Origin of the sequence: Nostoc punctiforme PCC 73102 (assembly GCF_000020025.1) — a bacterium.
GTDB lineage: Bacteria > Cyanobacteriota > Cyanobacteriia > Cyanobacteriales > Nostocaceae > Nostoc > Nostoc punctiforme.
On sequence record NC_010628.1, the window covers coordinates 1785274 to 1807688 of the forward strand.

Consider the following 22415-nt stretch of genomic DNA (forward strand, 5'->3'; position numbering starts at 1 on the left):
CCTTATATAAAGCTTGCATGAACTTGATTTTTGCTTACGCGAGCGTGTCATAAGCTTCTATTGATAAAATTTACTTATGTAATTTTGGCAAAAGTCATACCACAGAATGATTTATGGAATAACAAAAAAATGCGTTTTCATCAATTTTAATCAGCAAACAAAATATATTCAGACAAAAAATAAAGTTAATATGATGTTTATGTGACAATGTATAAGCTTTGACAAAAACTTATATCTTCAAGATTTGGTGAAGCAGTTTATGTGATTCTACTTAAGAGATAATTGAAGAGGCAAAAAACCTACATGGGGATAGGATAATTTTTTATCCTCCTCCCTCGTAGAAAAAATGAATCAAAATCCTGTAACTGCAACTAATCGCTTAGAAATAAATGCCTCACGGCAGTTCACCCCTTGGTTGTTGGAACAGAATCTTAGTCTAGCTTTCACCACATATCAAGCAGGTAAATTATTTTTCATCGGCTTGCAACAAGGCGGCAAACTATCAGTATTCGAGCGCACATTTGAACGCTGCATGGGTTTGTATGCTTATGGCAGCAGTTTGTATATGAGTTCGCTTTATCAATTATGGCGCTTTGAAAACATCCTACAACCGGGGCAAGTTCACGACAACTACGATGCTGTTTATTTGCCCCAGATAAGTTATGTTACAGGAGACTTAGACATTCACGATATCGCCCTGAGTAATTCCCCATTCCCAAAGGGGAAAATTCCCAGTAGTGGCTTAAATAATTCAGAAAATTTGATATTTGTCAATACCTTATTTAGCTGTTTAGCCAAAGTTAGTCCCACCCATAGTTTCATTCCCCTGTGGCAACCGCCGTTTATTAGTAAATTGGCAGCAGAAGACAGGTGTCATTTCAACGGGTTGGCAATGCGAGATGGTCAACCCAGATATGTCACTGTTGTTAGTCAGTCAGATGCAGCAGAAGGATGGCGGGACAGACGGGCTGATGGTGGTTGCATCATTGATGTGGAGAGTAACGAGATAGTACTTAAGGGGCTTTCTATGCCCCATTCTCCTCGGTGGTATCGAGATAAATTGTGGTTACTCAACTCTGGGACAGGGGATTTTGGCTACGTAGACTTAGAACGAGGCAGCTTTGAACCCGTAGCTTTTTGTCCGGGATATATGCGTGGTTGTGCATTTCATGGCAACTTTGCGATCGTGGGGATTTCTCAGCCGAGACACAACAAGACTTTTAGTGGTTTACCCCTAGATGAGAAATTGCAACAAAAAAACGTCGAACCTCGATGTGGGTTGCTGGTAATTGACTTGCGGACTGGGGATATTGTGCATTCCCTGCGAATAGAGGGAGCCGTACTGGAATTATACGACGTGGCGACACTACCTGGGGTGCGTCGTCCAATGGCGATCGGCTTTAAGAGTGATGAAATTCGACGAATGGTAACGATGGGATGAGTCTAGGGGTGAAATTTCCCGTTTTTAGACTCAAGAAACAACAAAAGCAAAATCATAAGGAGAATCAAGCATAATGGCTAATGCAGTTTTCAATCTATCTGACCTCAATGGCAGCAACGGCTTCGTAATTAACGGTATTAATACTTATAATTTCTCAGACGGCTCGGTCAGCAGTGCAGGGGACATCAACGGCGACGGCTTTGATGATTTGATTATCGGGGCATTGAGTCCCTACCTCAATGGTCTGTTTAATCCTGGGTCAAGCTACGTGGTTTTTGGCAGCAGTAGTGGCTTTGGAGCTAGTCTCAACCTCTCCTCACTCAATGGCAGTAACGGCTTTGTAATTAACGGCATTGGCATTGATGAGCTTGGCAACTCACACGTTTCCGTCAGCAATGCGGGGGACATCAACGGTGACGGTATTGATGACCTGATTATCGGGGCAATACTTGCCGACCCCAATGGTCAGTTAAATGCCGGGTCAAGCTATGTGGTCTTCGGCAACAGCAGTGGGTTTGGAGCCAGTCTTAACCTCTCCTCACTCAATGGCAGCAACGGTTTTGTAATTAACGGCATTGATAGCGGTGACTACTCAGGTTTTTCCGTCAGCAGTGCAGGGGACATCAATGGTGACGGCATCGATGACCTGATTATCGGGGCATATAGTGCCAACCCCAACGGTCAGACCTTTGCTGGGCAGAGCTACGTGGTGTTTGGTAGCAGTAGTGGATTTGGAGACAGTCTTAATCTCTCTTCCCTGAATGGCAGCAACGGTTTTGTGATTAATGGCACCGATCGTTATGAGCGCTCAGGCATTTCCGTCAGCAGTGCGGGAGACATTAATAACGACGGCATCGATGACCTGATTATCGGGGGATTCCGTGGCGAACCCTTCACAGAGAGGTATTCTGGGGAGAGCTACGTGGTCTTTGGTAGCAGTAGCGGGTTTGGAGACAGTCTCAATCTCTCCTCACTCAATGGCAGCAACGGCTTTGTAATTAAAGGCTTTGTAAGTAATGCTAATAATTTTAGATATAACGACTCAAGCATTTCCGTCAGCAGTGCGGGGGATATCAATGGCGACGGCATCGATGACCTGATTATCGGGTCATATAGTGCCAACCCCAACGGTCAGTCACGTGCTGGGGAGAGCTATGTGGTGTTTGGTCGCAGTAGTGCGTTTGAAGCCAGTTTCAACCTCTCCTCACTCAATGGCAGCAACGGCTTTGTAATTAACGGCATTAATGCGGGTGACTTCTCAGGCAGTTCCGTCAGCAGTGCGGGGGACATCAACGGTGACGGCATTGATGACCTGATTATTGGGGCATACGGTGCCGACCTCAACGGTCAGGAGTTTGCTGGGTCAAGCTACGTGGTCTTTGGTCGCAGCAGCGGCTTTGGTGCAGGCTTCAACCTTTCATCTTTGGATGGCAGCGAGGGTTTTGTAATTAACGGCATTGATGAACGTGACGAGTCAGGCATCTCCGTCAGCAGTGCGGGGGACATTAATGGCGACGGTTTCGACGACCTGATTATCGGCGCAAAAAATGCCTACTCTAACGATCGGTCAGCTGGCGGGTCAAGCTACGTGGTCTTTGGTTTTGCATCTCCTACGCCTACTAATAAACCTCCTGTGGCGGTTAATGATACCGCTACCACCGACGGAGACACTGCCGTTAATATAGAGGTCTTAGCCAACGACAGCAATTCCCTAGCGGTGACGGCTGTTAATGGCAGGACAGTTGTTGTTGGCACTGCCATTACCCTGAGTTCTGGTGCTTTAATTACCCTTAATGCTGATGGCAGCTTTACCTACGACCCAAATGCTAAATTTGATAGTTTGGTTATCGGTGAAAGTGGCACTGATAGCTTTATATACACTGCCAGCAATGGCAGCTTGACCAATACAGCTAGCGTCAATTTGACTATTAACGGAGTCAATGATGCACCCAAGGTTGCTTCAGTTTTTAATCTCTCCTCGCTCAATGGTAGCGACGGCTTTGTGATTAACGGCATTAATAGCGGTGACAATTCAGGCTTTTCCGTCAGCAGTGCCGGGGATATCAACGGCGACGGCTTTGATGACCTGATTATTGGCGCAAATGATGCTGACCCCAATGGTCAGGATGATGCCGGGTCAAGCTACGTGGTGTTTGGCAGCAGTAATGGATTTGAAGCCAGTCTTAATCTTTCATCTTTAAATGGCAGCAATGGCTTTGTAATTAACGGCATTGATGCGGATAACAGTTCAGGCTTTTCCGTCAGCAGTGCTGGGGACATCAACGGCGACGGCTTTGACGACCTGATTATCGGGGCAATACTTGCCAGCCCCACCGGTAAGCCTTTTGCCGGGGAAAGCTATGTGGTGTTTGGCAGCAGTAATAAATTTGGAGCCAGTTTTAATCTTTCATCTTTAAATGGCAGCAACGGCTTTGTAATTAACGGTATTGATGATGGTGACTTCTCAGGCAGATCCGTCAGCAGTGCGGGGGACATCAACGGCGACGGCTTTGACGACCTGATTATCGGGGCAAGTGATGCTTCCCCCAAGGATGGGTACGGGTCTTCAAATATCGGGCAGAGCTACGTGGTGTTTGGCAGTAGTAGTGCGTTTGGAGCCAGTCTCAATCTGTCATCTTTGGATGGCAGTAACGGCTTTGTAATTAACGGCATTAATGAAAGTGACAGATCGGGCGGTTCCGTCAGCAGTGCGGGAGACATCAATGGCGACGGCTTCGATGACCTGATTATCGGCGCAACTGGTGCACGTCAGGACAGAGCTGGGGAGAGCTACGTGGTGTTTGGCAGCAGCAATGGGTTTGCAGCTAGTTTTAATCTTTCATCTTTGGATGGCAGCAACGGCTTTGTAATTAAAGGCATTGATGAACTTGACGACAATAATATAAGTTATGATTTAGGTAACTCCGTCAGCAGTGCGGGGGACATCAACAGTGATGGCATCGATGACCTGATTATCGGGGCATTGCGTGCCGATGCCAACGGTCAGGATAGAGCCGGGCAGAGCTATGTAGTCTTTGGCAGCAGTAATGGATTTGGAGCCAGTTTTAACCTCTCTTCCCTGAATGGCAGCAACGGCTTTGTAATTAACGGCATTGATATTCTTGATTACTCAGGCTCCTCCGTCAGCAATGCGGGGGACATTAACGGCGACGGCTTCGATGACCTGATTATCGGGGCATACGGTGCCGATCCCAACGGTCAGGATAGAGCCGGGGAGAGCTACGTGGTCTTTGGCAGCAGCAGTGGGTTTGGAGCCAGTCTTAATCTCTCGTCTCTTAATGGCAGCAACGGCTTTGTGCTTAACGGCATTGATACTTATGACAGATCGGGCAGTTCCGTCAGCAATGCGGGGGACATCAACGGTGACGGCTTCGACGACCTGATTATCGGGGCACCTAATGCCTCCCCCAACGGCCAGGACAAAGCTGGGGAGAGCTACGTGGTCTTTGGCTTTGGAACGCTGGCTACTACCAACGAAGATACTGCCGTGACTATTCTTACTAGCAACATTCTACGTAGATATACAGATGCAGATGGTAATACATTGAGCATTAACAACTTCACTAACCCCACTAACGGCACACTAACACTCAACGACAATACTACTCCAAGCAACCCCAGTGACGACTTCTTCATCTACACCCCCAATGCCAACTTCAACGGCACTGACAGCTTCACTTTCACTGTCGCTGACGGCAATGGCGGCAACACTACAGGTACTTTTAATCTCAACGTCAAACCTGTCAACGATGCACCCATTGCCGTCAATGATACTTTGACTGCTGGTTTTAATACTAGTACTACTATCCTTGCTAGTACTCTACTAGCTAATGATACCGACATTGATAACAGTAACCTCCGCATTACTGCTGTAAGTGGTGCAACTAATGGTACTGCTGTGCTAAATGATAACGGCACTTCGGGCAACTCGGCGGATGATTTTGTGGTGTTCACCCCATTTAATGGGTTGAGTGGCAATGCCAACTTCAACTACACCATTAGCGATGGTAGCCTGACTAGTACTGCTACAGTTGCGATCGCAGTTGGCACTAAGATTACTGGCACTAACCAAAACGATACCATTTCTGGCACTCCAGGAAATGACGCGATCGCTGGTGGCAAGGGCAATGATATTCTCACAGGCTTTGCGGGTAATGATACTTTTGTCTTCCGTCTTGGTGATGGGAACGACACGATCACTGATTTTGCTGGAATAGGTATTGGCTCAAATCCATCAGCAACGGTGATTACGCAACTGGATACATTGCAATTTATCGGTAGTGGTTTAACTGCCCGAAATCTGCAACTTACTCAAAATGGTAATAACTTAGAACTCATCTTTTCAGATGCAGCTTCTACCAAAGTTACTCTGCAAAACTTTCAATTAGAAAATCTGGATAATTTGCCAGCAACTTCTTCACGATCGGCTATTGGTAATATCCTGTTTGATGGACAAACCACTATAACTGACAGTTTTGATGTCTTCAATGCCAACTCCACTCAAACTAATCTCTTTAACAAGAACACCGTCACCTTCCTGAATGACCTTAACAATAACGTTGCAGGTTTTGATAACTCCAATGATGCGATTAATGGTCAAGGAGGTAACGACATCATCAATGGTAATAGTGGAAATGACCTATTACGGGGCGGTGAAGGCGATGATATTCTCATCGGTGGAGAAGGCAATGATACTGTTGTGGGTGGCAAAGGCAATGATGTTCTTGTCGGTGGTGTCGGTGCTGACCTTTTCCTTTACAACAGCAATGCTGACTTTGTTGGTGTTGATGCAATCGCTGACTTTAAAAGCAGCGAAGGTGACAAGATTGTACTGAGTAAGACTATCTTTAGTGCAATTACTTCTGCTACCGGAAATGGTTTTAGTAACACCAGTGATTTTCAAATCACTAGTTCAGCAGCGAGTAGCACGGCAAAAATTGTCTACAATTCTGTGAGTGGTGAGTTGTTCTACAACCAAAATGGCAACGCGGCTGGTTTTGGTAGCGGTGGTCTATTTGCGACTCTAACTGGTGCGCCAACTCTCACTGCATCTAATTTTGTACTGCAAGCATAGTTTGCTCAAAACACAGAATGTAGAGTAGACATCTGGTGAAAAAGTAGAGACGTAGCAATGCTACGTCTCTACAAGAGTTCTGGGTAACGCATATCTTTTTAAAGGGGTATCTCAAAGTACCTAAAGTCACAGCGAAACACTCTTCAAACAACCTCTAAAGGAAAATAACTGATGTCTGATTTAATGAACAAACAAATCATCCTCAAAAGTCGTCCAGTTGGCGAACCAAAAGAGAGTGATTTTGCTCTAGTAGAAACACCAACTCCCGAACCGGGTGAAGGTGAAATTCTTAGCCGCACCATTTATCTATCTCTCGACCCTTATATGCGTGGTCGTCTTAGTGCAAGTGAATCTTATGCAGCATCAGTAGAATTGAATTCTGCGATCGTAGGTGGTACAGTCAGCCAAGTAGTTAAATCAAATCATCCTCAATTTCAAGTAGGGGATTTTATTCTGAGCAATAACGGTTGGCAAACTTATGCTGTATCTAAGGCTGAGACACTACGTAAACTTGATCCCACTCAAGCACCTTTATCTTATAGCTTAGGTGTACTGGGTATGCCTGGTCTGACTGCTTATGCTGCTTTGCTTGATATCGGTCAACCAAAAGAAGGTGAAACTGTTGTGGTTTCAGCCGCCTCTGGTGCTGTCGGTGCAGTAGCAGGTCAAATTGCCAAAATTAAAGGTGCTAGAGTAGTGGGAATTGTCGGGAGTGACGATAAGCGGGACTATATAGTTAAAGAATTAGGTTTTGATGTTGGGATTAACCGCAAAACCCAAGAACTTGATTCAGCACTCAAAGAAGCTGCACCTAATGGCATTGATGTTTACTATGACAATACAGCAGGTGTGATTTTAGAAACTGTATTGCAGCAGATCAACCTTGGGGCAAGAATTCCACTAGTAGGTTTGATTTCGGAGTATAACGCTACATCTACTCCATCAGGGCCTAATTTAATGCCACTACTAGTCAAACGAGCTTTAATCAAAGGTTTCTTAGTTACCGATTATCAACATCGGTTTAATGATTTTTTGCGTGATGTTTCTGGATGGTTACAGTCTGGTCAGCTTAAGTATAAAGAAGATGTAGTTATGGGTTTAGAAAATGCTCCTCACGCATTCATTGGTTTACTTCGAGGTGATAATTTTGGCAAGCTGATTGTTAAGGTAAACGACGATCCAACAGCCAAGTAAAAGGCACAGCACTAGTAGTCTGCCAAGCTAACTTTGCTATGTTAAATTTGGATATAAACGCTCCATTTTTCGGCGAGCATCTTTGGTTTGAAAACCCCAATAAACACTAGCTTTTTGCTGATTACGTTTTTTCTCCCAAGCGGCAATCTCAGAAGTTAATGTTTCTGCATTAGGAATACGCCGTTCTAAACATTGGCGAGATAAAACAGATAATTCGATTTCTACCTGATTCAGCCCTTCGGGTTCGCCAGTTGCTTCAAGTCGGGGAACCCGCCCAACGCACTGGCTCACCAAGAAGCGTGTTTAGGAGTATAGTGAAACTCTAACTTTTGAATAATTCGACGTGCTTCTTCTGGTGGAAAAACTTCATATAATGCATTGGGTGTATGAATATTCAAGTTATCAACTACTAAACGAATAACATCGGCATCTCGGTAGGAAACATCTACTAAATTTTTCATTTGTTTAGCAAAATCGGCTTTAGTTCGACGTTCTGTAACTTCGATATGCCGCCATCCAGCCAAGGGTTGAAAACATGCGAATAAATTTACTGTCCCGTTACGTTTATACTCAAAATCATAACGTTCAGGTTGCTCTGGCTGTGGTGGCAAAGGAAGTCTTACTTCTTCTACTAATTGGTATGGACGTTCATCAAAGCAGACTACAGGGCGTTTAGGATCATAAGGCTCATTGTATAAATCCAGCACATCTTCCATTCGGAAAACATATTCTGCGTTAACTTCAGGAATACACCATTGTTCTTTCAACCAAGGCTTAATTTCATTTTTTTTAAAGTTTGACGTACTGTTTCATCTGAGATTGAATCTATGATACCAACGTTCACTAAATGATCTGCTAATAATTGCATTGTCCAACGCACTCTTCCTTCTGGCGGATTAGAACAAGCTGTTGCAATCAAAAATGCTTCTTGCTTTTCATCTAATTTTTTATGTTTTGGTGGATGAACTTCATCCTTTAAAGCAAAATCTAACCCTCCAATGACAAATTTTTCTCGTATTCGTTGCACTGTTGCAACATGCGCTCTAACTATGCTAGCGATCGCTTGATCCGTTTCTCCTTCGGAAGCCATCAAAAGAATGTTTGCACGGCTTATGGTTCTTGCCTTATGCTTACCTTTCTTAATTATCGATTGCAGTTGGGAAACTTCATCTTCATTCAAGTCAACAATGTACTTTTTTGCCATGTTACACCCCGTTTTTGGCTATTTTACCAATTAGAGGTTTTACTTAGCAAAGTTACCTTGGTACCACTACTAGAGACAAGGGAGCAAATTATTAAAAGCCAGCGTCAGTAGTAGTTGAATTAACTCAAGTTTTAGGTGTAACTAAATGCACAATGATTTTAGGAGTAAGCTGCCACTACTGCTGACATTCTGCTTATTTACGAGCTTTTTACCTGCCTCTGGTTCAGTTTTATGCCCAGCTGTTGCCTCTGACGAATATTATAAAGTAGCCAGAAATAATGGCAGAGATGGACGTACAGGAACCGATGGGCGATCGGGTAGAAGCGGTGAAAACCAAAACATTTTTGTTAATGGTTCACCCGTGAATCTTGATTTGTCCGGTAAAGATGGTGAAGATGGGGAAGACGGGGAACATAGCGATCGCCCTGACTGTGGTTATCAACGCGACCGGGTCAGCCATGATATAAATGCACCAAATGGTGGCAATGGTGGCAATGGTGGTAAGGGAGGAGATGGGGGAAATGGTGGTTCCCTCACAGTGTATTACAGCAATTTGGCAGACTTACGAAACATTTCCGTTCGGGCAAGTGGCGGGGAAGGTGGACGTGGCGGTAGAGGTGGCAACGGTACGGAGGGTTGTCGCTGTCATAGGCGGAGTTGGGAAGTGAAAACTTGCACAGGAATTCCCGGTAACCCTGATTATAAGTGTACTGACAAGGTTTATCGATGTAGTGACGGTAGCGATGGGCGAGATGGCAGCGATGGTAGTGACGGTAGCCAAGGGCGCTTAGGAACTTTAAGTATTGTAAATAGCAAGGAAGCTTTGGCAGGCGATAATCCAACGGTGCAGCTAGCAATTTCGGAACTGACAAACAAACCAGTAAACCTTTCGAAGAACAAGTGGAATCAACGCAAAGGGGCAACTTCTCTACTTGCGCCTGGTTCTGCGATCGCAGATGATTACCTTGAGTTTGAACAGCGTCTAGAAGAAACTTTTCAAATAGTTTGGCAAGAAAAACAACCTATTACCAGCTTTGGCAATCAACTTGTAACACTTAATTTAACTGACAACAAACAAGTAGAAGTTACTTTTGCCGAGGACTTATGGGTTGATGGTAGCATCAAAAATGAAGCTAACTTAACAACATTTACCGTTAACCATGCCATTCCCAAAAAAGATGTCACCCGGTTAGCTGTAGCAGAGTTTGCCGAAGCAGGACAAAACCTCAACTTAAAAATTGTTGATTTGGCAGCGAAATCTGATGCTATTAATACTCAGTTTCGCATCAAATTCCGCGCCCAGGATAACTTGTACGGCTTTTCTGGCTACAAAACTGAATATGAAGGGGATATTCCCAACGAACTTGTGACTCGTGACTACAACCGTTTTACTCTAGCTTTAGGCAAGCTCAATATTCCTGATTCAGCTTTACGTCCTGGTGTCAACGTTGATATTGAAGTCGTAGCAACTCGTTCTTTGGGAATACGTTCTGCCAAGCAAACTATTAGCTGGCAGGGTGCAATCCGCAAGCCTAGATAAAATTTAGGAAGATTTTTTCCCATCTGAAACCATTTGCGAGAGGATATAAGCTGCGAAATCTAGCAACTGATCCAGCAAAAAGCCAATGATACCAATGTAAAGGATCACCTGAATTATGTAATCGGCATTGCCAGCTTTATAAGCTTCCCAAAGAGTAAAGCCAAGTCCTTTTGGCCCTGTTAACATCTCTATAGAAATAACTATAAACCAGGCTACCCAAATACTAACTTTCAAGGCATGAAATATATGGAATATAGCTACTCGAAAGTTATTATTCTGCCTGCGAAAATGTTGCATACCAATTGCCGTATTAATAATCATCGTCCAGAGAGTTCCTAGAAAAACTACTGTAGTAGCAGCCGATTCGCTCTCTTGAAACACTATTAATGCAATAGGTAGCAAAGCTATAGGAGGGATACTATGTGGTATTTGAAACATCAGCCTAAATAGCTGATAAATCATGCTATTCATGCCTATTAGATATCCAATAAAACTACCCAATACGGCGGCTGGAATGTAACCAACAAATAACCGTTGCAGGCTAGCTAAAATGTCTAAAAACATATATTCTCTCTGCCTCAGTTCTCATGGAAAACATTTAGAAAATACTGTGGCAACAACACAAAATAGCGAAAATAAAAATGTGTTAAATTACACGTTCTTTTTGAAGAATATAAGATTTTTCTATCTTCTCCTTGTTGATAGTTAATCAAGAAAAATTAAGTATTATTACGATGTTTTGGTAGTAATGCAAAGATAGGTAAAACTTGACTTTAGTAAACTTTATCAGAAAAATAAATCCTGATTAGTAAATTAAATACAATTTCCAGATTTAACTTATTTGATGATTGTAGTAAGTATGAATATGTAATATTTTTAATACTACATAAATGGCAAAACTTGTTACGAGCAATACAGAATATTTATAAAACAAGGAATGTCAGAGATACTTTATCAAGTAAAAACAAAATTACTGTAGGGAAGCCAATGCGTTGCCCGGATTTTTCATGGTTAAAAAATCCGGGTGTCCATTTCTTCAAAAATAAACTCTATTAGCGTTATTTCAATGCAAACAAAAAGAAAGACATGATTGGCATTTCATATAGCGCTGCGATTGGTTATACCATTTCAATCGATACTCCTAACAATTACCCCAAGAGCCGACATCACCAAATCTTTTGAACGATTTACGTTATAAATTTCAGTGCGTCTTTTTTATCTAGATGCAATTATTTCCCTAAATTCCGCTTCATTTGTTCTAACTCGTCTTGGGTTTCCCAGCTACGGAACTTCTCTTCTAAGTCATCAAACCCACTAGAATAATTGCTAGTTTTATTCGACCAGCCACTGGTTTCAAAACGCTGCTGAGTTTGCGCTTTATCACGGGCTGTTTGTGCTTCAGCGGCTTTAGCTTGCACCTCCTGTCGCCGTTGCTGGATTTTTCGTAATAGTTCTTGAGATTGGTTAATGCGTTCTTTCAGCCCTTGCATGTGTCCCCAGCGCTGATTTCCTTCGCGCAACAGGGCTGCTTCTCGCTCACCCGCCGCAGTCGCTAAATCTTCTCTGCCAGCGTTTTTGGCTTTTTGAACACGGATATGCCAACGCTGAATTTCTTGAGCGGTGGAGAGAATTTCTTCTTGCGATCGCTTTTCTTGTAATCGTAAATCTGCGATCAGTTTTAATGTGTCTTCTTCTTGCTCACGCAGCTGTTCTAGCAGCGCCTCTAACTCCAAATGTGGATTGTTACGCAAGAATTCTTCTAAACGGTTTTCTAAAAACCGACTTAAATCATCAAATAATCCCACTGCTAGAACTCCAGAGATCGGGTGCGTGACTATTTTATTGTAGTAGTCAGGTGGCCTTCTGGGTGTTAGTTAGATTTCAAAGTTGGGAAGAATGTATTTGGTGAAACTACGCAAACAACGCTGACTTATAAAATAAGGCTTTAATCAGTATGAGTTCTGATTTTCAACCGCCACCTAAGAACTTGTCCATACTAGCTTCTGTAGGAGGGGTAGTTACGGCTGTAATAGCGATCGCAATTTTAAATGGTTGGTCTAAGCAACTTTCCCAAGCTTCCATAGAAAAACCGGAAATCTCAACATCCGAAACTGCTTCACGCCAGTTGGTACAACCAAAGAAACCCCAAAACCCTGCCTCTAGTGCTGAAGCATCTGAAATCATTGCCCGTCTTGATGCTAAATCTGTAGTTTTACCAGGTCAATCTATTCCTAAGAACCAACTCACAGTAGCGATAATTCCATACATTGCTCCGGGAGTTGGAAAACTAACTCCAGAGGAAATGACAACGGCACGTATTGCTTGGTCATATTTCCAGCGCAACTGGAATGATGAAACTGGTTTGATCAATTCCGTTGACGGCTTTGCCTCTGTCAGTATGTGGGATCAGACAGCAGCGATCGCAGCTTTAGTTAGTGCTAGAGAACTCAATATCGTGCCTGCGGCTGAATTTGAAGCCAAAATGAGCAAAATGTTGAAAACACTGGCATCGATGCCTTTATATAAAGGGGAATTACCCAACAAGGTTTACAATGCCAAAACCCTCCTACCCGTCAATTATGGTCAACTAGAAAAACGCGAAGAAATTGGTTGGTCAGCTATCGATTTGGGAAGGATGGCAATCTGGTTGAAGATTGTCGAGGCAAAGTATCCAGAAATGCGATCGCTTTCTACAGACGTTTGGAAACATTGGCAAGTCAAGCGTATTACCAAAAATGGAAAAATGTACGGGACTGCCGTTATTAAAGGTAGAGAACAATACAATCAAGAAGGCCGCTTGGGCTATGAGAATTATGCTGCCTACGGATTAAAGCTTTGGGGCTTGAATGTTACACAAGCATTGGATTATCAGTCCAATGTTGCCTTTGTCGATCTTTACGGACAGGGAGTTCCTTACGATCGCCGCGACTATAAAAACTCTGGAGCCAATAACTACGTTCTTAGCGAACCCTATATTTTAGATGGTATCGAAACTGGGTTTCAAGCTTTGCCTAAAGCCTATGCCGATCGGATTTTAGCTGCTCAAGTAGGGCGTTATGAAGCGACAAAACAATTAACCGCCGTTACCGAAGACAACTTAGATCGCCCTCCATACTTTGTTTACAGCAGCTTGTTTGTCAACGGAGAACCTTGGGCAACCGTCACAGATACCCAACAAAAACACAACGATTTGCGGTTTCTCAGTGCCAAAGCTGCGATCGGCTGGCACGTGCTTTATAATACTGATTACACGCAGCAGTTATTTAATTTCGTCCAAGCTAACCTTAACTCTAAAGATGGTTGGTACAACGGCTTTTATGAATCTATGCGTCAGCCAAATAAAACTCTCACCGCCAACAATAATGGCGTAATTTTAGAAAGCTTACTGTATAAACAAGTTGGACAACCACTTACTGTTTGGGCAGGAGTTAAAAGTCAGAAGTTAACCCAAAGGGCTATCAGAAAACCGCAAGTTACAGCTAAGATTCTAAAACAATGAAAAATCTGGCGTTGCATAGAAGTATAAATTGGAGCGATGCTGAATTTCTATACAATGTCCAGAGTGTGAATCAACTCATAACCACAAGAATGGCAGAAAATATGGTAAACAAAATCACCATAGTGTTGGGCTACTGTAATAGCCTCATGATAAAAGCCTCTTAACAGAAACTGAAACGTCTGCGAATGCTAGTGGTGTAATTATTCCTTCTCCAATAGTATATTTTTCAACGTACTCACCATCTTGAGGGTTCCTTAACACAATCATCTGTTTGGTAGATAAGTCTAAAATCCAATATTCTTGAATCGCAGCCGTTGCATAAATTACAGCCTTGATATCCAAGTCTTTCTTTAAGATTGTTTTAGCAACTTCCACAATCCAGAAGATATCTTGAGGAGCGGGATGGCGATCGTTGTAGGATGATTCTGGAAGTCGAACAATTGCAATATCAGGTTCGGGTTCCGAGTCGGATAGTGTAATGGGCCCATTGAAGCGGACATCAGCTTTACCTGATAGCAATTTTTCTAAATATTTTGCACCTCGTTTTGCTGTGGTGTAGTGAATTGGGGTTTCTAGACTCATCTCAACAATTTCGCCTGCTAGCAGTTCCAGATGACGACCACGTAGGATGCCCGCCTCAACCATGCGATGATAGTCGTCTACAGACCATTTAGCCAGGGTTTTCATAGCAGAATTGCTCACATTCTTGTGATAAACCTAGTTCAATTTTATGGGTTCTTAGTTGATAAAGTTTGTCAAAAATCTAAACTTAACGATTTTAACATTAGCAAGCAATTTTAATATGCTTCTGGGGCTGTTTTGCAGGCAAGTCAACTTCTTCATACTACCTTACATCTCCTTGCCCATCAGATTGTTGTGACCTATGTAGCTCCATAAGTTCTCCCAGCTTGAAAAACCTTATGCCATCCTCAGAAATATTTGGCTTGATAGGTTCAACCTCATAACCTTCTTTACTTGGGATTCCAACATCTTCTAAAATCAACTCGTCATAGCCTGAATTGCTTACTTCTGGATCATCTCTATAATTTTGGCTGTCAAGTATTATATTGTAGCCAACCTCATATTTATAGGATTTAATAACTAGACTATGTACAATACCGGGCTGATTACGCCATAAAACACGTGTACCGAGAGGATAGTAAACTACATTATTTAGTGGTGGAACCTGCTCGATAAAATTCCTGTTTTCTAAAATTTCAATTAGCTCTTCTAGCTTTTCAGATGGTAACTTAAACCACTCGCTGTCTTCTACTCGATATTCGGCGAAAGCTTCATGTAAAAGCTTTTCAAATCTAGGTGCATCTTCAAAAAAAGAAGAGCAAACAAATAAATGTTTAACTGGATTGCCTGTTTGTAGTTCTCGCATCCTTTTTGCGACATCCTTAGTAATACCTATTTTGTAATATTCTCTCGACTTTAGAACATAAATAAATCTATTTGAATTAGTTACTTCTTCATCGGATTGGGTATAGAAGGGTAAATGGTTCCAAAACCAGGATTCTCCCTTCTCATCTGGGGGAAATTGGTCAAAGTACTTACCTACAACATTCGCGCATTTTCCCCAATGTGCAGAGACTATTGTACTAGGATATACACCTCTCGAAAAAATACCACCTATCCCTTTGATCCAATAAGTTCCTTTATTGTCTTTAATCGGTTCTCCACAGAGGTAGCAAATAGGTTCCAATCACTTACTCCTTTGTTGCTAGCTTAAGTTTCAATTGCAATTTGGCGTATCTTCACGAACACAACACAAATCGGTAGTTATTTGCATCCTTACGAATATAACTGTAAAGACGCGCTATGCGCTCCTAACTCCTAATTCCTTTTTTGCGTATGATATACAAACTCCGTCAACAAAAGCTGTTGAGATGGATTGCATTGTTCCTAGTTGGAACATTTCTGCAATTTTTGTTTTACATCCCGACACCAGTCTTATCTCAAAATTCCAATAGCTGTAGCAATATTACAGCCCCTCTGACACCTGAAGAACAAACTTACGCTCGTGGTGCTTGGCAGTATTTTGTCAAAAATTATCAGCCAGCAACAGGATTTACCAATTCTACAGGGGGTTATCCTTCTGGTACACTCTGGGATATGGGTAATTACCTGATGGCGTTGAATGCTGCACGCTGGTTGAATCTCACTGACCAAGCAGACTTTGATGCTCGTCTCAACAAATTTTTAACGACTCTCAGCAGCTTAAAGTTATTTGAAGATGCCTTGCCCAATAAAGTCTATAACGCAGCCAATGCACAAATGGTTGATTATGGCAACAATCCACTTGAGCGAGGTATTGGTTGGTCTGCTTTGGATGTTGGGCGAATACTGGCGGCGTTTGATGTCATCCGTACCTGTCATCCGCAATATAATGATTGGCTCAAAGGAATTGTAGCAAAGTGGCAAGTGGCGCGATCGCTCAAAGATGGGCAACTTTTTGGCGCTACTGTTCTCCCAGACAACAAAACGTTACTGGTGCAAGAAGGACGACTCGGCTATGAAGAATACGGGGCTAGAGGTTATGGACTTTGGGGTTTCCCCGCACCCAAAGCTATTTCTTTAGAACCGTTTAAGTTAGTCGAAATTAATGGCGTGCAAATTCCCGTTGATACCCGTGACTTTAAAAGCACCAATGCTAATAATTACGTTGTTAGTGAGTCTTATATCCTTGAAGGGATTGAGTTTGGCTTGCAAGGTGAGTTAGCTGATTTTGCTGCCAGGGTTTTAGATGTACAAAAACGGCGTTACGATACCACAGGGCAGTTGACTGCGGTTACAGAAGATAATATCGACCAAGCGCCTTATTTTCTCTACAACACCGTCTACGCCAACGGTGCAAACTGGGCAACAATCACGGATGCTAATCAACCTTATCCACAGTTTCGCAGCATCAGTACCAAAGCTGCTTTTGGTTGGCGTTATCTTTTTCCAGATAATGCTTATGCTCAAAAAGTTTTTGATGCTGTCAAGGATCTCCGCAGTCCTGATGATAGTGGTTACTATGCTGGTATCTATGAAGAATCAAAACAGCCTAATAAAGCTTTGACAGGTAATACTAATGGGTTGATTTTGGAGATTTTATACTACAAAGCTAAGGGAAATCACCCTTTAATTGCTTCTGGTGCTGCGAGTGTGTCTACTGGCAAGCCAAGTGAGAATATTTCTCCTGCAACACCCTCAAATCAACCGAATTCTACTGTTAAAACTCCGGCTAAAACACCCTCAAATCAACCGAATTCTACTGTTACAACTCCGCCTGCAACTCCTGCGGATACTCCTAAACCAACAGAAGTCGCTGTTGCACCTATTCCACCAGTAGATAGTCCTCAGCCATCATCTCAGATCAAGATGGAGCGACCACTAACGCTGATTGAACGGCGTTATGCAGAGGCGGCTTGGCGATACTTTCAAGCGAATTATCATTCCAAGAATGGGCTGATAGACGATCGCAGTGATTTCAAAGGCGCAACCCTCTGGGGACTAGGAGATTACCTCGCAGCACTCCATGCAGCGCGATCGCTCGATATAATTACTCCGAAAGAATTTGATCAACGCACCCGACATCTTTTAGCAGCCTTGACAAAGTTACCGTTATTTGCTGGAGAGTTACCTGGTCGAGGTTACGATACGCGATCGCTACAATCAGTAGATTACGGTGGAAATCCAGCCCCAGAAGGAAACGGCTGGTCAGCTTTGGATTTAGGTAGAATGCTGGCAGCACTTTACAACTTAAAAACCTGTCATTCAGAATACACGGCTGCGGTAGATAAAATTGTGCTGGATTGGTCATATTTGCGTGTGGTACGCGAGGGTATTCTCTCCAGTGCTACCGTTATCAAAGAGCAAAATGGGCGATCGCTGATCCGCGTCAACCCAGAAACCCGCTTGGGATATGAAGAATATGCAGCTAGAGCTTTTCAATTATGGGGATTTAATGTTAATGGTTCTGCTGTTGGCGGAGAATATCAAACTGCCTCAGTAGAGGGAGTGAAAGTGCCAATTCAACGCCAACGCATAGATACCAACTCAAAAGTTAACCAATATACAGTTAGTAATCCTTTCTTACTCTATGCACTGGAGTTTGGACTAGATCCAAAAATGCGATCGCTCTTTGAACCAATTTTTCAAGCACAAGCTGAACGTTATCGTCGCACCGGCAACCTCACAGCCTCAGCTACCACCTTGATCGATCGTAAGCCTTACACTGTCCACAGCACAATTACTGGAAAAGGTGAGTCTTGGGTAGCTTTAGGAGATGATGGTCAACCTGTACCAAAGGGGCGATTGGTGAGTACAGCAGTCGCTTTTGCCTATCATGCCCTGCTTCCAGAAAACAAGTACAGTCAAGAGTTACTGCAAGGAACGACTGACTTATATAACCCATTAGCTGGATTTTATGAGGGTTTCTATGAAGCCACAGGTAAAACGGCAGTTGGTTTCACTAGTAGCACCAACAGTATGATTTTACAATCCTTGCTGTACAAGGTAATGAATCAACAACCTCTAATTCGTCCGACAAATGACATGAAATCTCCTTGGTGGCAAGAAGTTAGTAAGGGAAATTCTGGGCGAGGTCTACCCAACACTGCCACACAACGAACCAAGTTAATTTCTGATAGTTCTAGCAGTTACTGGGTTTCAGCTAGCGATCGACATTAAGATAAGCAGACGCAGGAATGCAAAGATCCGTGCCTGCGTCCTCTAGTAGTTCGCCAAGTGTACTTGGCGGGGTAAAGAGTAAGGGGTAAGGGGGAAAGGTTCAAATCCCTTAACCTTTCCCCTTTCCCCAGTCCTCACTTAGCATTTTTGGGTTGGCAGACTACTAGCAGTAATGTTGGGTTGGTAATAGGTTGTTAGTAATGAATTCAACTAGGGAATACTGATTCTGAAGGAATGCAGATAAAGTGGGAAGCTCCGTCTAGTCTATACGGCGGGGCTTCCCATTTCATCGGGAATAGCCTCCAGGACTCCCTAGTTCTATTGGTCTAACTTTTCCTCTCTTGTCAGAATCCCAAGACCCAAATCTTTTTCTTCTCCCAAAGGGAGACGCTAAAAGCGATGCAACATATACCTATCAGCTTGGTTCTCGCTTATGGCATTGATGGTTACTGAGCGTAGTCGAATCTAAAATCCAAAATCGTTCGACTGAACGCTCACGACAAGTCCAAAATCTAAAATAGTACTAAGATGAGTTCAGTTTCTATTAGTGATAATTCCTCAAAGTTTTCTGGTAATAGTCGCTCATTACTTAAAAAAAGAACGCTGTTATTTCGCTATCTTGCAGAAATAAATTTAATTTTTGGTATCTGGTATTTGCAATGGCGCGTCACCCATTCCATCAATTTTGATGCACTGTGGATCTCTATTCCTTTATTGATAGCAGAAATTTATAGCTATTTCGGCGGTGTGATGTTTGTGATTGGGTTGTGGCGACCTTTAGTGCGACAGGTTAAGTCTCTCGACCAGATGACCCCACCTTTACCCAGATCGGACTGGCCAACAGTAGATGTCTTTGTAACCTGCTACAACGAACCGCCGAAAATTGTAGAGGAAACTGCCAAAGCTGCTCTAGTAATGGATTATCCGCCAACAAAGTTACGAGTTTATGTTCTAGATGATGGTAACTCGGCTGATATGCGGGCTATGACAGAAAGATTGTGTATTGAAGATTTGCAGTCACCACAACTACAACAAGAAGCAAATCGGATTGATGCAGAACACTCTTCTTTATTGCAGCGCCTAAAGGAACTAGAAAATCTCACACCTAATACTCAAGGTGCAGAACAATGGTTGCAAACATCATCATCAGAACCCGTAGTTAATCAGTTGGCTACGGAATTTGTCCAAAGTCTGCGACAGTTTATTCTTTGGCTACCTCCGACTCATCAAAGTATTAGCGATTCTCCTGTGGAGACGCTACGCGATCGCCTCACTACCGAACGGAAAGCCCTAGAGGAAACTATCCGTAAGAAAGAACTCGAACTTTTGGAACTCTCTCGGTTTCGGTATATCGCTCGTCCCAAGACACCTGGTGTAGCACATCATGCTAAAGCAGGCAACATCAATTACGCAATTTTTTCTGGACAAACGGCAGGAAATTTTATTGTTACTCTAGATGCCGACCACATTCCCAAGCAAAATTTTCTGAAGCGAGTTGTACCTTATTTCTATACATATAATCTTTCAACAGGAAGATACGACCAGAATCAAATTGCTTTTGTACAGACTCGCCAGGATTTTTACAATATTCCTCCAGGCGATCCTTTTGGACATCGAGCAAATTTATTTTATGGGCCACTTCAACAAGGTAAAGATGGCATGAATGCTGCGTTCTATACAGGCACAAATGCGATATTGAGACGTGAAGCACTAGTTAGTGTAGGACTGCAAAATTTTGCTGATGAATTTGCCAAAGATGAAAAACGTTTAGATGAATTTGATTTAGTTGGTGGGGTATCAAGTAATAGCATTACAGAAGATATGAATACAGCTATGCGTCTGCATAGTGCTGGCTGGAAATCTATTTATCACAATGAACTTTTGGCAGAAGGTTTAGCGCCAGATGACCTGAGTTCTACTCTGAAACAGCGTCTACGCTGGGCACAAGGAACTATCCAAGTGCTAGTGAGAGAGAATCCATTGACAAAATCAGGGCTAACATTTTGGCAAAGGTTGCAATATTTTAAGACGATGTATAGTTATTTCTCTGGTTTTGCAACTCTGGTGTTTATTTCTTGCCCAATTATCTATTTTTTTACGGACATTGTTCCAGTTAAAACCTACGGGTCTGACTTTGCGATACACTTTTTTCCAGCTTTTATTATCAACCGTCTCACGTTCTTAGCAGCTACCTGGGGCATTCCAGCTACAGAAGTTTGGCGTTCTGAACAATATGCGATCGCTTTATTCCCCCTGCTAATCCAAGCTGTATGGAGTGTGTTCACAGGACAAAAACTCAATTTTCAAGTCACACCTAAGCAGAGGCAGTCTGGTATTTATCTCAGGCTAGTTTGGCCACAGTTAGTTATCTTTATCCTCACTATTCTAGGGATATTATGGAGTCTTTATCGCTTTGCAATTGGTCATCTAAATAATCCTTTGGTTCACCTACTCAATGGTGCATGGGCTATCTATAATTTGTTACTTTTGTCTGCTATCATCCGCGCATCCGTTTGGCAACCTCCAAAATAAACATAAGAGGGACATAGGGAGAAGGAAAATAACTATTAACTCCCTGATAAATTCAATGTAAAAAGAAAAAAGTAATGAACATTAATTCAGACTCAAAAAACTTTGGTCAAAGAACTGTCTTAACAATTTATGCTCATGCTGATGATGAAGTTCTACCTGCTGCTGGCACTCTCAGTTTGATGTCCAAGGCAGGGTGGAATATTCGTTGCTTAATTTTGACTGATGGCAGTCTTTCCAGTTCGCCTATTAAGGGTACACGTCATCAAGAAGCGGATGCAGCAGGTAAAATCATCGGTGCAACTTACGAGTTTTATGCACTTGAGGAGTACAATTTTTCAACTCAAGCAGTGATTAAAGTTACTGAGGAAGCTATTAGGCGTTGGCAACCGGATCTAATTATTACTCATGCACCACAACCTGAAAAATATGGACATAGAGATCATGAAGTATGTGCGATCGCAGTTTCTAATGTTGCTACCCGCAAAAACATAACTTTGTGGTATTCAGCCCCGCCTGTTTTTTTACGTGGTTTTGAACCCAACTTTTTTGTGGATATTACTTCTGTAATTGAGGAAAAAGTTGCAGCTATTGGTTGTTATGAATCAGAGGTAAACAAAGCATTTATGCAACTTGATGCCATACTGGTTCTATCTCGTTTTTGGGCACGAGAGTTAGGTCAAAAAGATGGTTACTTTGAAGCTTTTGAAATTTCCCGACAATGTGTAGATGCTAGCTTTTTTTACGCAATAGCTAATAATCACCAAGTAATTAAACCCAGCTAATCGTCATTTAATTAAATAAACGTTGGGTTTTTACCTCAACTACTCATTTTCTATCAAAACTGTAACAGCTGCGATCGCAATCAACATTTCATCATTTTTATCGTTTAGTTCGGGAATCGCCCGCCCTTGAACTATCATCCCTCCAGATTCTACGGTGAGGGTTTTTCTACCAAATGGTAGGACAGCTAGTACCTCTTCTTCTCTAACTTGTTCTGGATATGGCACTGCTACTTGAACTTCTATAATCATTTCATTGGGATGACTTAAACCTGCAACTTCCCAAACACCAGGTAAGGCATTGTGAGCGATCGCATTCCGTACCGCCCTAGATGCTGCTATTGTTGGTTCTTGTCCATGCTGATCTATTCCCATCCCCATCTCAATAATCAACCGTTTACGCGCCATTTCTACCTCTAGTAATTCTGCACACTTTAAATAAATTCAGGAG

Annotated in this window: 13 protein-coding genes and 1 pseudogene; 8 read left to right on the plus strand and 6 right to left on the minus strand. The window is 42.6% G+C overall.

From position 1 onward, the window contains the following. Window positions 1–346 precede the first annotated feature (346 nt). From NPUN_RS07400 to NPUN_RS07410, 3 genes are all read left to right on the plus strand, one after another. Window positions 347–1441 (plus strand): TIGR03032 family protein, encoded by a 1095-nt coding sequence (locus NPUN_RS07400; protein WP_012408178.1) that lies wholly within the window; start codon window positions 347–349, stop codon window positions 1439–1441. 73 nt (window positions 1442–1514) lie between these two features. Further along, entirely contained in the window at window positions 1515–6536 is a 5022-nt protein-coding gene (locus NPUN_RS07405; protein WP_012408179.1) for a beta strand repeat-containing protein, read from the plus strand. Between the two features lie 171 nt (window positions 6537–6707). Continuing rightward, window positions 6708–7730 carry an NADP-dependent oxidoreductase gene (locus NPUN_RS07410; protein ID WP_012408180.1) on the plus strand — a complete coding sequence of 341 codons (1023 nt, stop codon included), beginning with the start codon at window positions 6708–6710 and terminating at the stop codon, window positions 7728–7730. A gap of 36 nt (window positions 7731–7766) precedes the next feature. Here NPUN_RS07410 and NPUN_RS39975 read toward each other — a convergent pair. Next, window positions 7767–8934: pseudogene (locus NPUN_RS39975) on the minus strand (IS630 family transposase). Between the two features lie 145 nt (window positions 8935–9079). On the opposite strand from NPUN_RS39975, the gene NPUN_RS07425 reads away from it, so the two are divergent. Then, the gene (locus tag NPUN_RS07425) at window positions 9080–10474 is read left to right on the plus strand and encodes a hypothetical protein (RefSeq protein ID WP_012408181.1); all 1395 of its coding nucleotides are present in this window, start codon (window positions 9080–9082) and stop codon (window positions 10472–10474) included. A 3-nt stretch (window positions 10475–10477) separates the two neighbouring features. On the opposite strand, the gene NPUN_RS07430 is transcribed toward NPUN_RS07425, so the two are convergent. Both NPUN_RS07430 and NPUN_RS07435 read right to left on the minus strand, forming a co-directional pair. After that, on the minus strand, window positions 10478–11038 hold the full coding sequence (locus NPUN_RS07430) for an ABC transporter permease (RefSeq protein WP_012408182.1): 561 nt from the start codon (window positions 11036–11038) through the stop codon (window positions 10478–10480). Window positions 11039–11703: 665 nt separating this feature from the next. Next, a complete protein-coding gene (locus tag NPUN_RS07435) occupies window positions 11704–12279 on the minus strand; it encodes a TIGR04376 family protein (protein WP_012408183.1) in 576 nt (191 codons plus the stop codon). Window positions 12280–12428: 149 nt separating this feature from the next. Between NPUN_RS07435 and NPUN_RS07440 the strand changes: the two genes are divergently transcribed. Beyond that, window positions 12429–13973, plus strand: a complete 1545-nt coding sequence (locus tag NPUN_RS07440; protein WP_012408184.1) for a DUF3131 domain-containing protein — start codon at window positions 12429–12431, stop codon at window positions 13971–13973. A gap of 144 nt (window positions 13974–14117) precedes the next feature. Here the strand turns inward: NPUN_RS07440 and NPUN_RS07445 are convergent, their stop codons facing one another. Next, window positions 14118–14660, minus strand: coding sequence for a Uma2 family endonuclease (locus NPUN_RS07445; protein ID WP_012408185.1), 543 nt, complete (start codon window positions 14658–14660; stop codon window positions 14118–14120). Window positions 14661–14817: 157 nt separating this feature from the next. Continuing rightward, the gene (locus tag NPUN_RS07450) at window positions 14818–15681 is read right to left on the minus strand and encodes a GIY-YIG nuclease family protein (protein WP_012408186.1); all 864 of its coding nucleotides are present in this window, start codon (window positions 15679–15681) and stop codon (window positions 14818–14820) included. Between the two features lie 149 nt (window positions 15682–15830). On the opposite strand from NPUN_RS07450, the gene NPUN_RS07455 reads away from it, so the two are divergent. From NPUN_RS07455 to NPUN_RS07465, 3 genes are all read left to right on the plus strand, one after another. Further along, window positions 15831–18653 (plus strand): DUF3131 domain-containing protein, encoded by a 2823-nt coding sequence (locus tag NPUN_RS07455; RefSeq protein ID WP_012408187.1) that lies wholly within the window; start codon window positions 15831–15833, stop codon window positions 18651–18653. 528 nt (window positions 18654–19181) lie between these two features. Then, on the plus strand, window positions 19182–21185 hold the full coding sequence (locus NPUN_RS07460; protein WP_012408188.1) for a glycosyltransferase: 2004 nt from the start codon (window positions 19182–19184) through the stop codon (window positions 21183–21185). A gap of 74 nt (window positions 21186–21259) precedes the next feature. Next, the gene (locus tag NPUN_RS07465) at window positions 21260–21967 is read left to right on the plus strand and encodes a PIG-L deacetylase family protein (protein ID WP_012408189.1); all 708 of its coding nucleotides are present in this window, start codon (window positions 21260–21262) and stop codon (window positions 21965–21967) included. Window positions 21968–22006: 39 nt separating this feature from the next. Here NPUN_RS07465 and NPUN_RS07470 read toward each other — a convergent pair whose 3' ends face one another. Next, window positions 22007–22372 carry a Lin0512 family protein gene (locus tag NPUN_RS07470; RefSeq protein WP_012408190.1) on the minus strand — a complete coding sequence of 122 codons (366 nt, stop codon included), beginning with the start codon at window positions 22370–22372 and terminating at the stop codon, window positions 22007–22009. Window positions 22373–22415 lie beyond the last annotated feature (43 nt).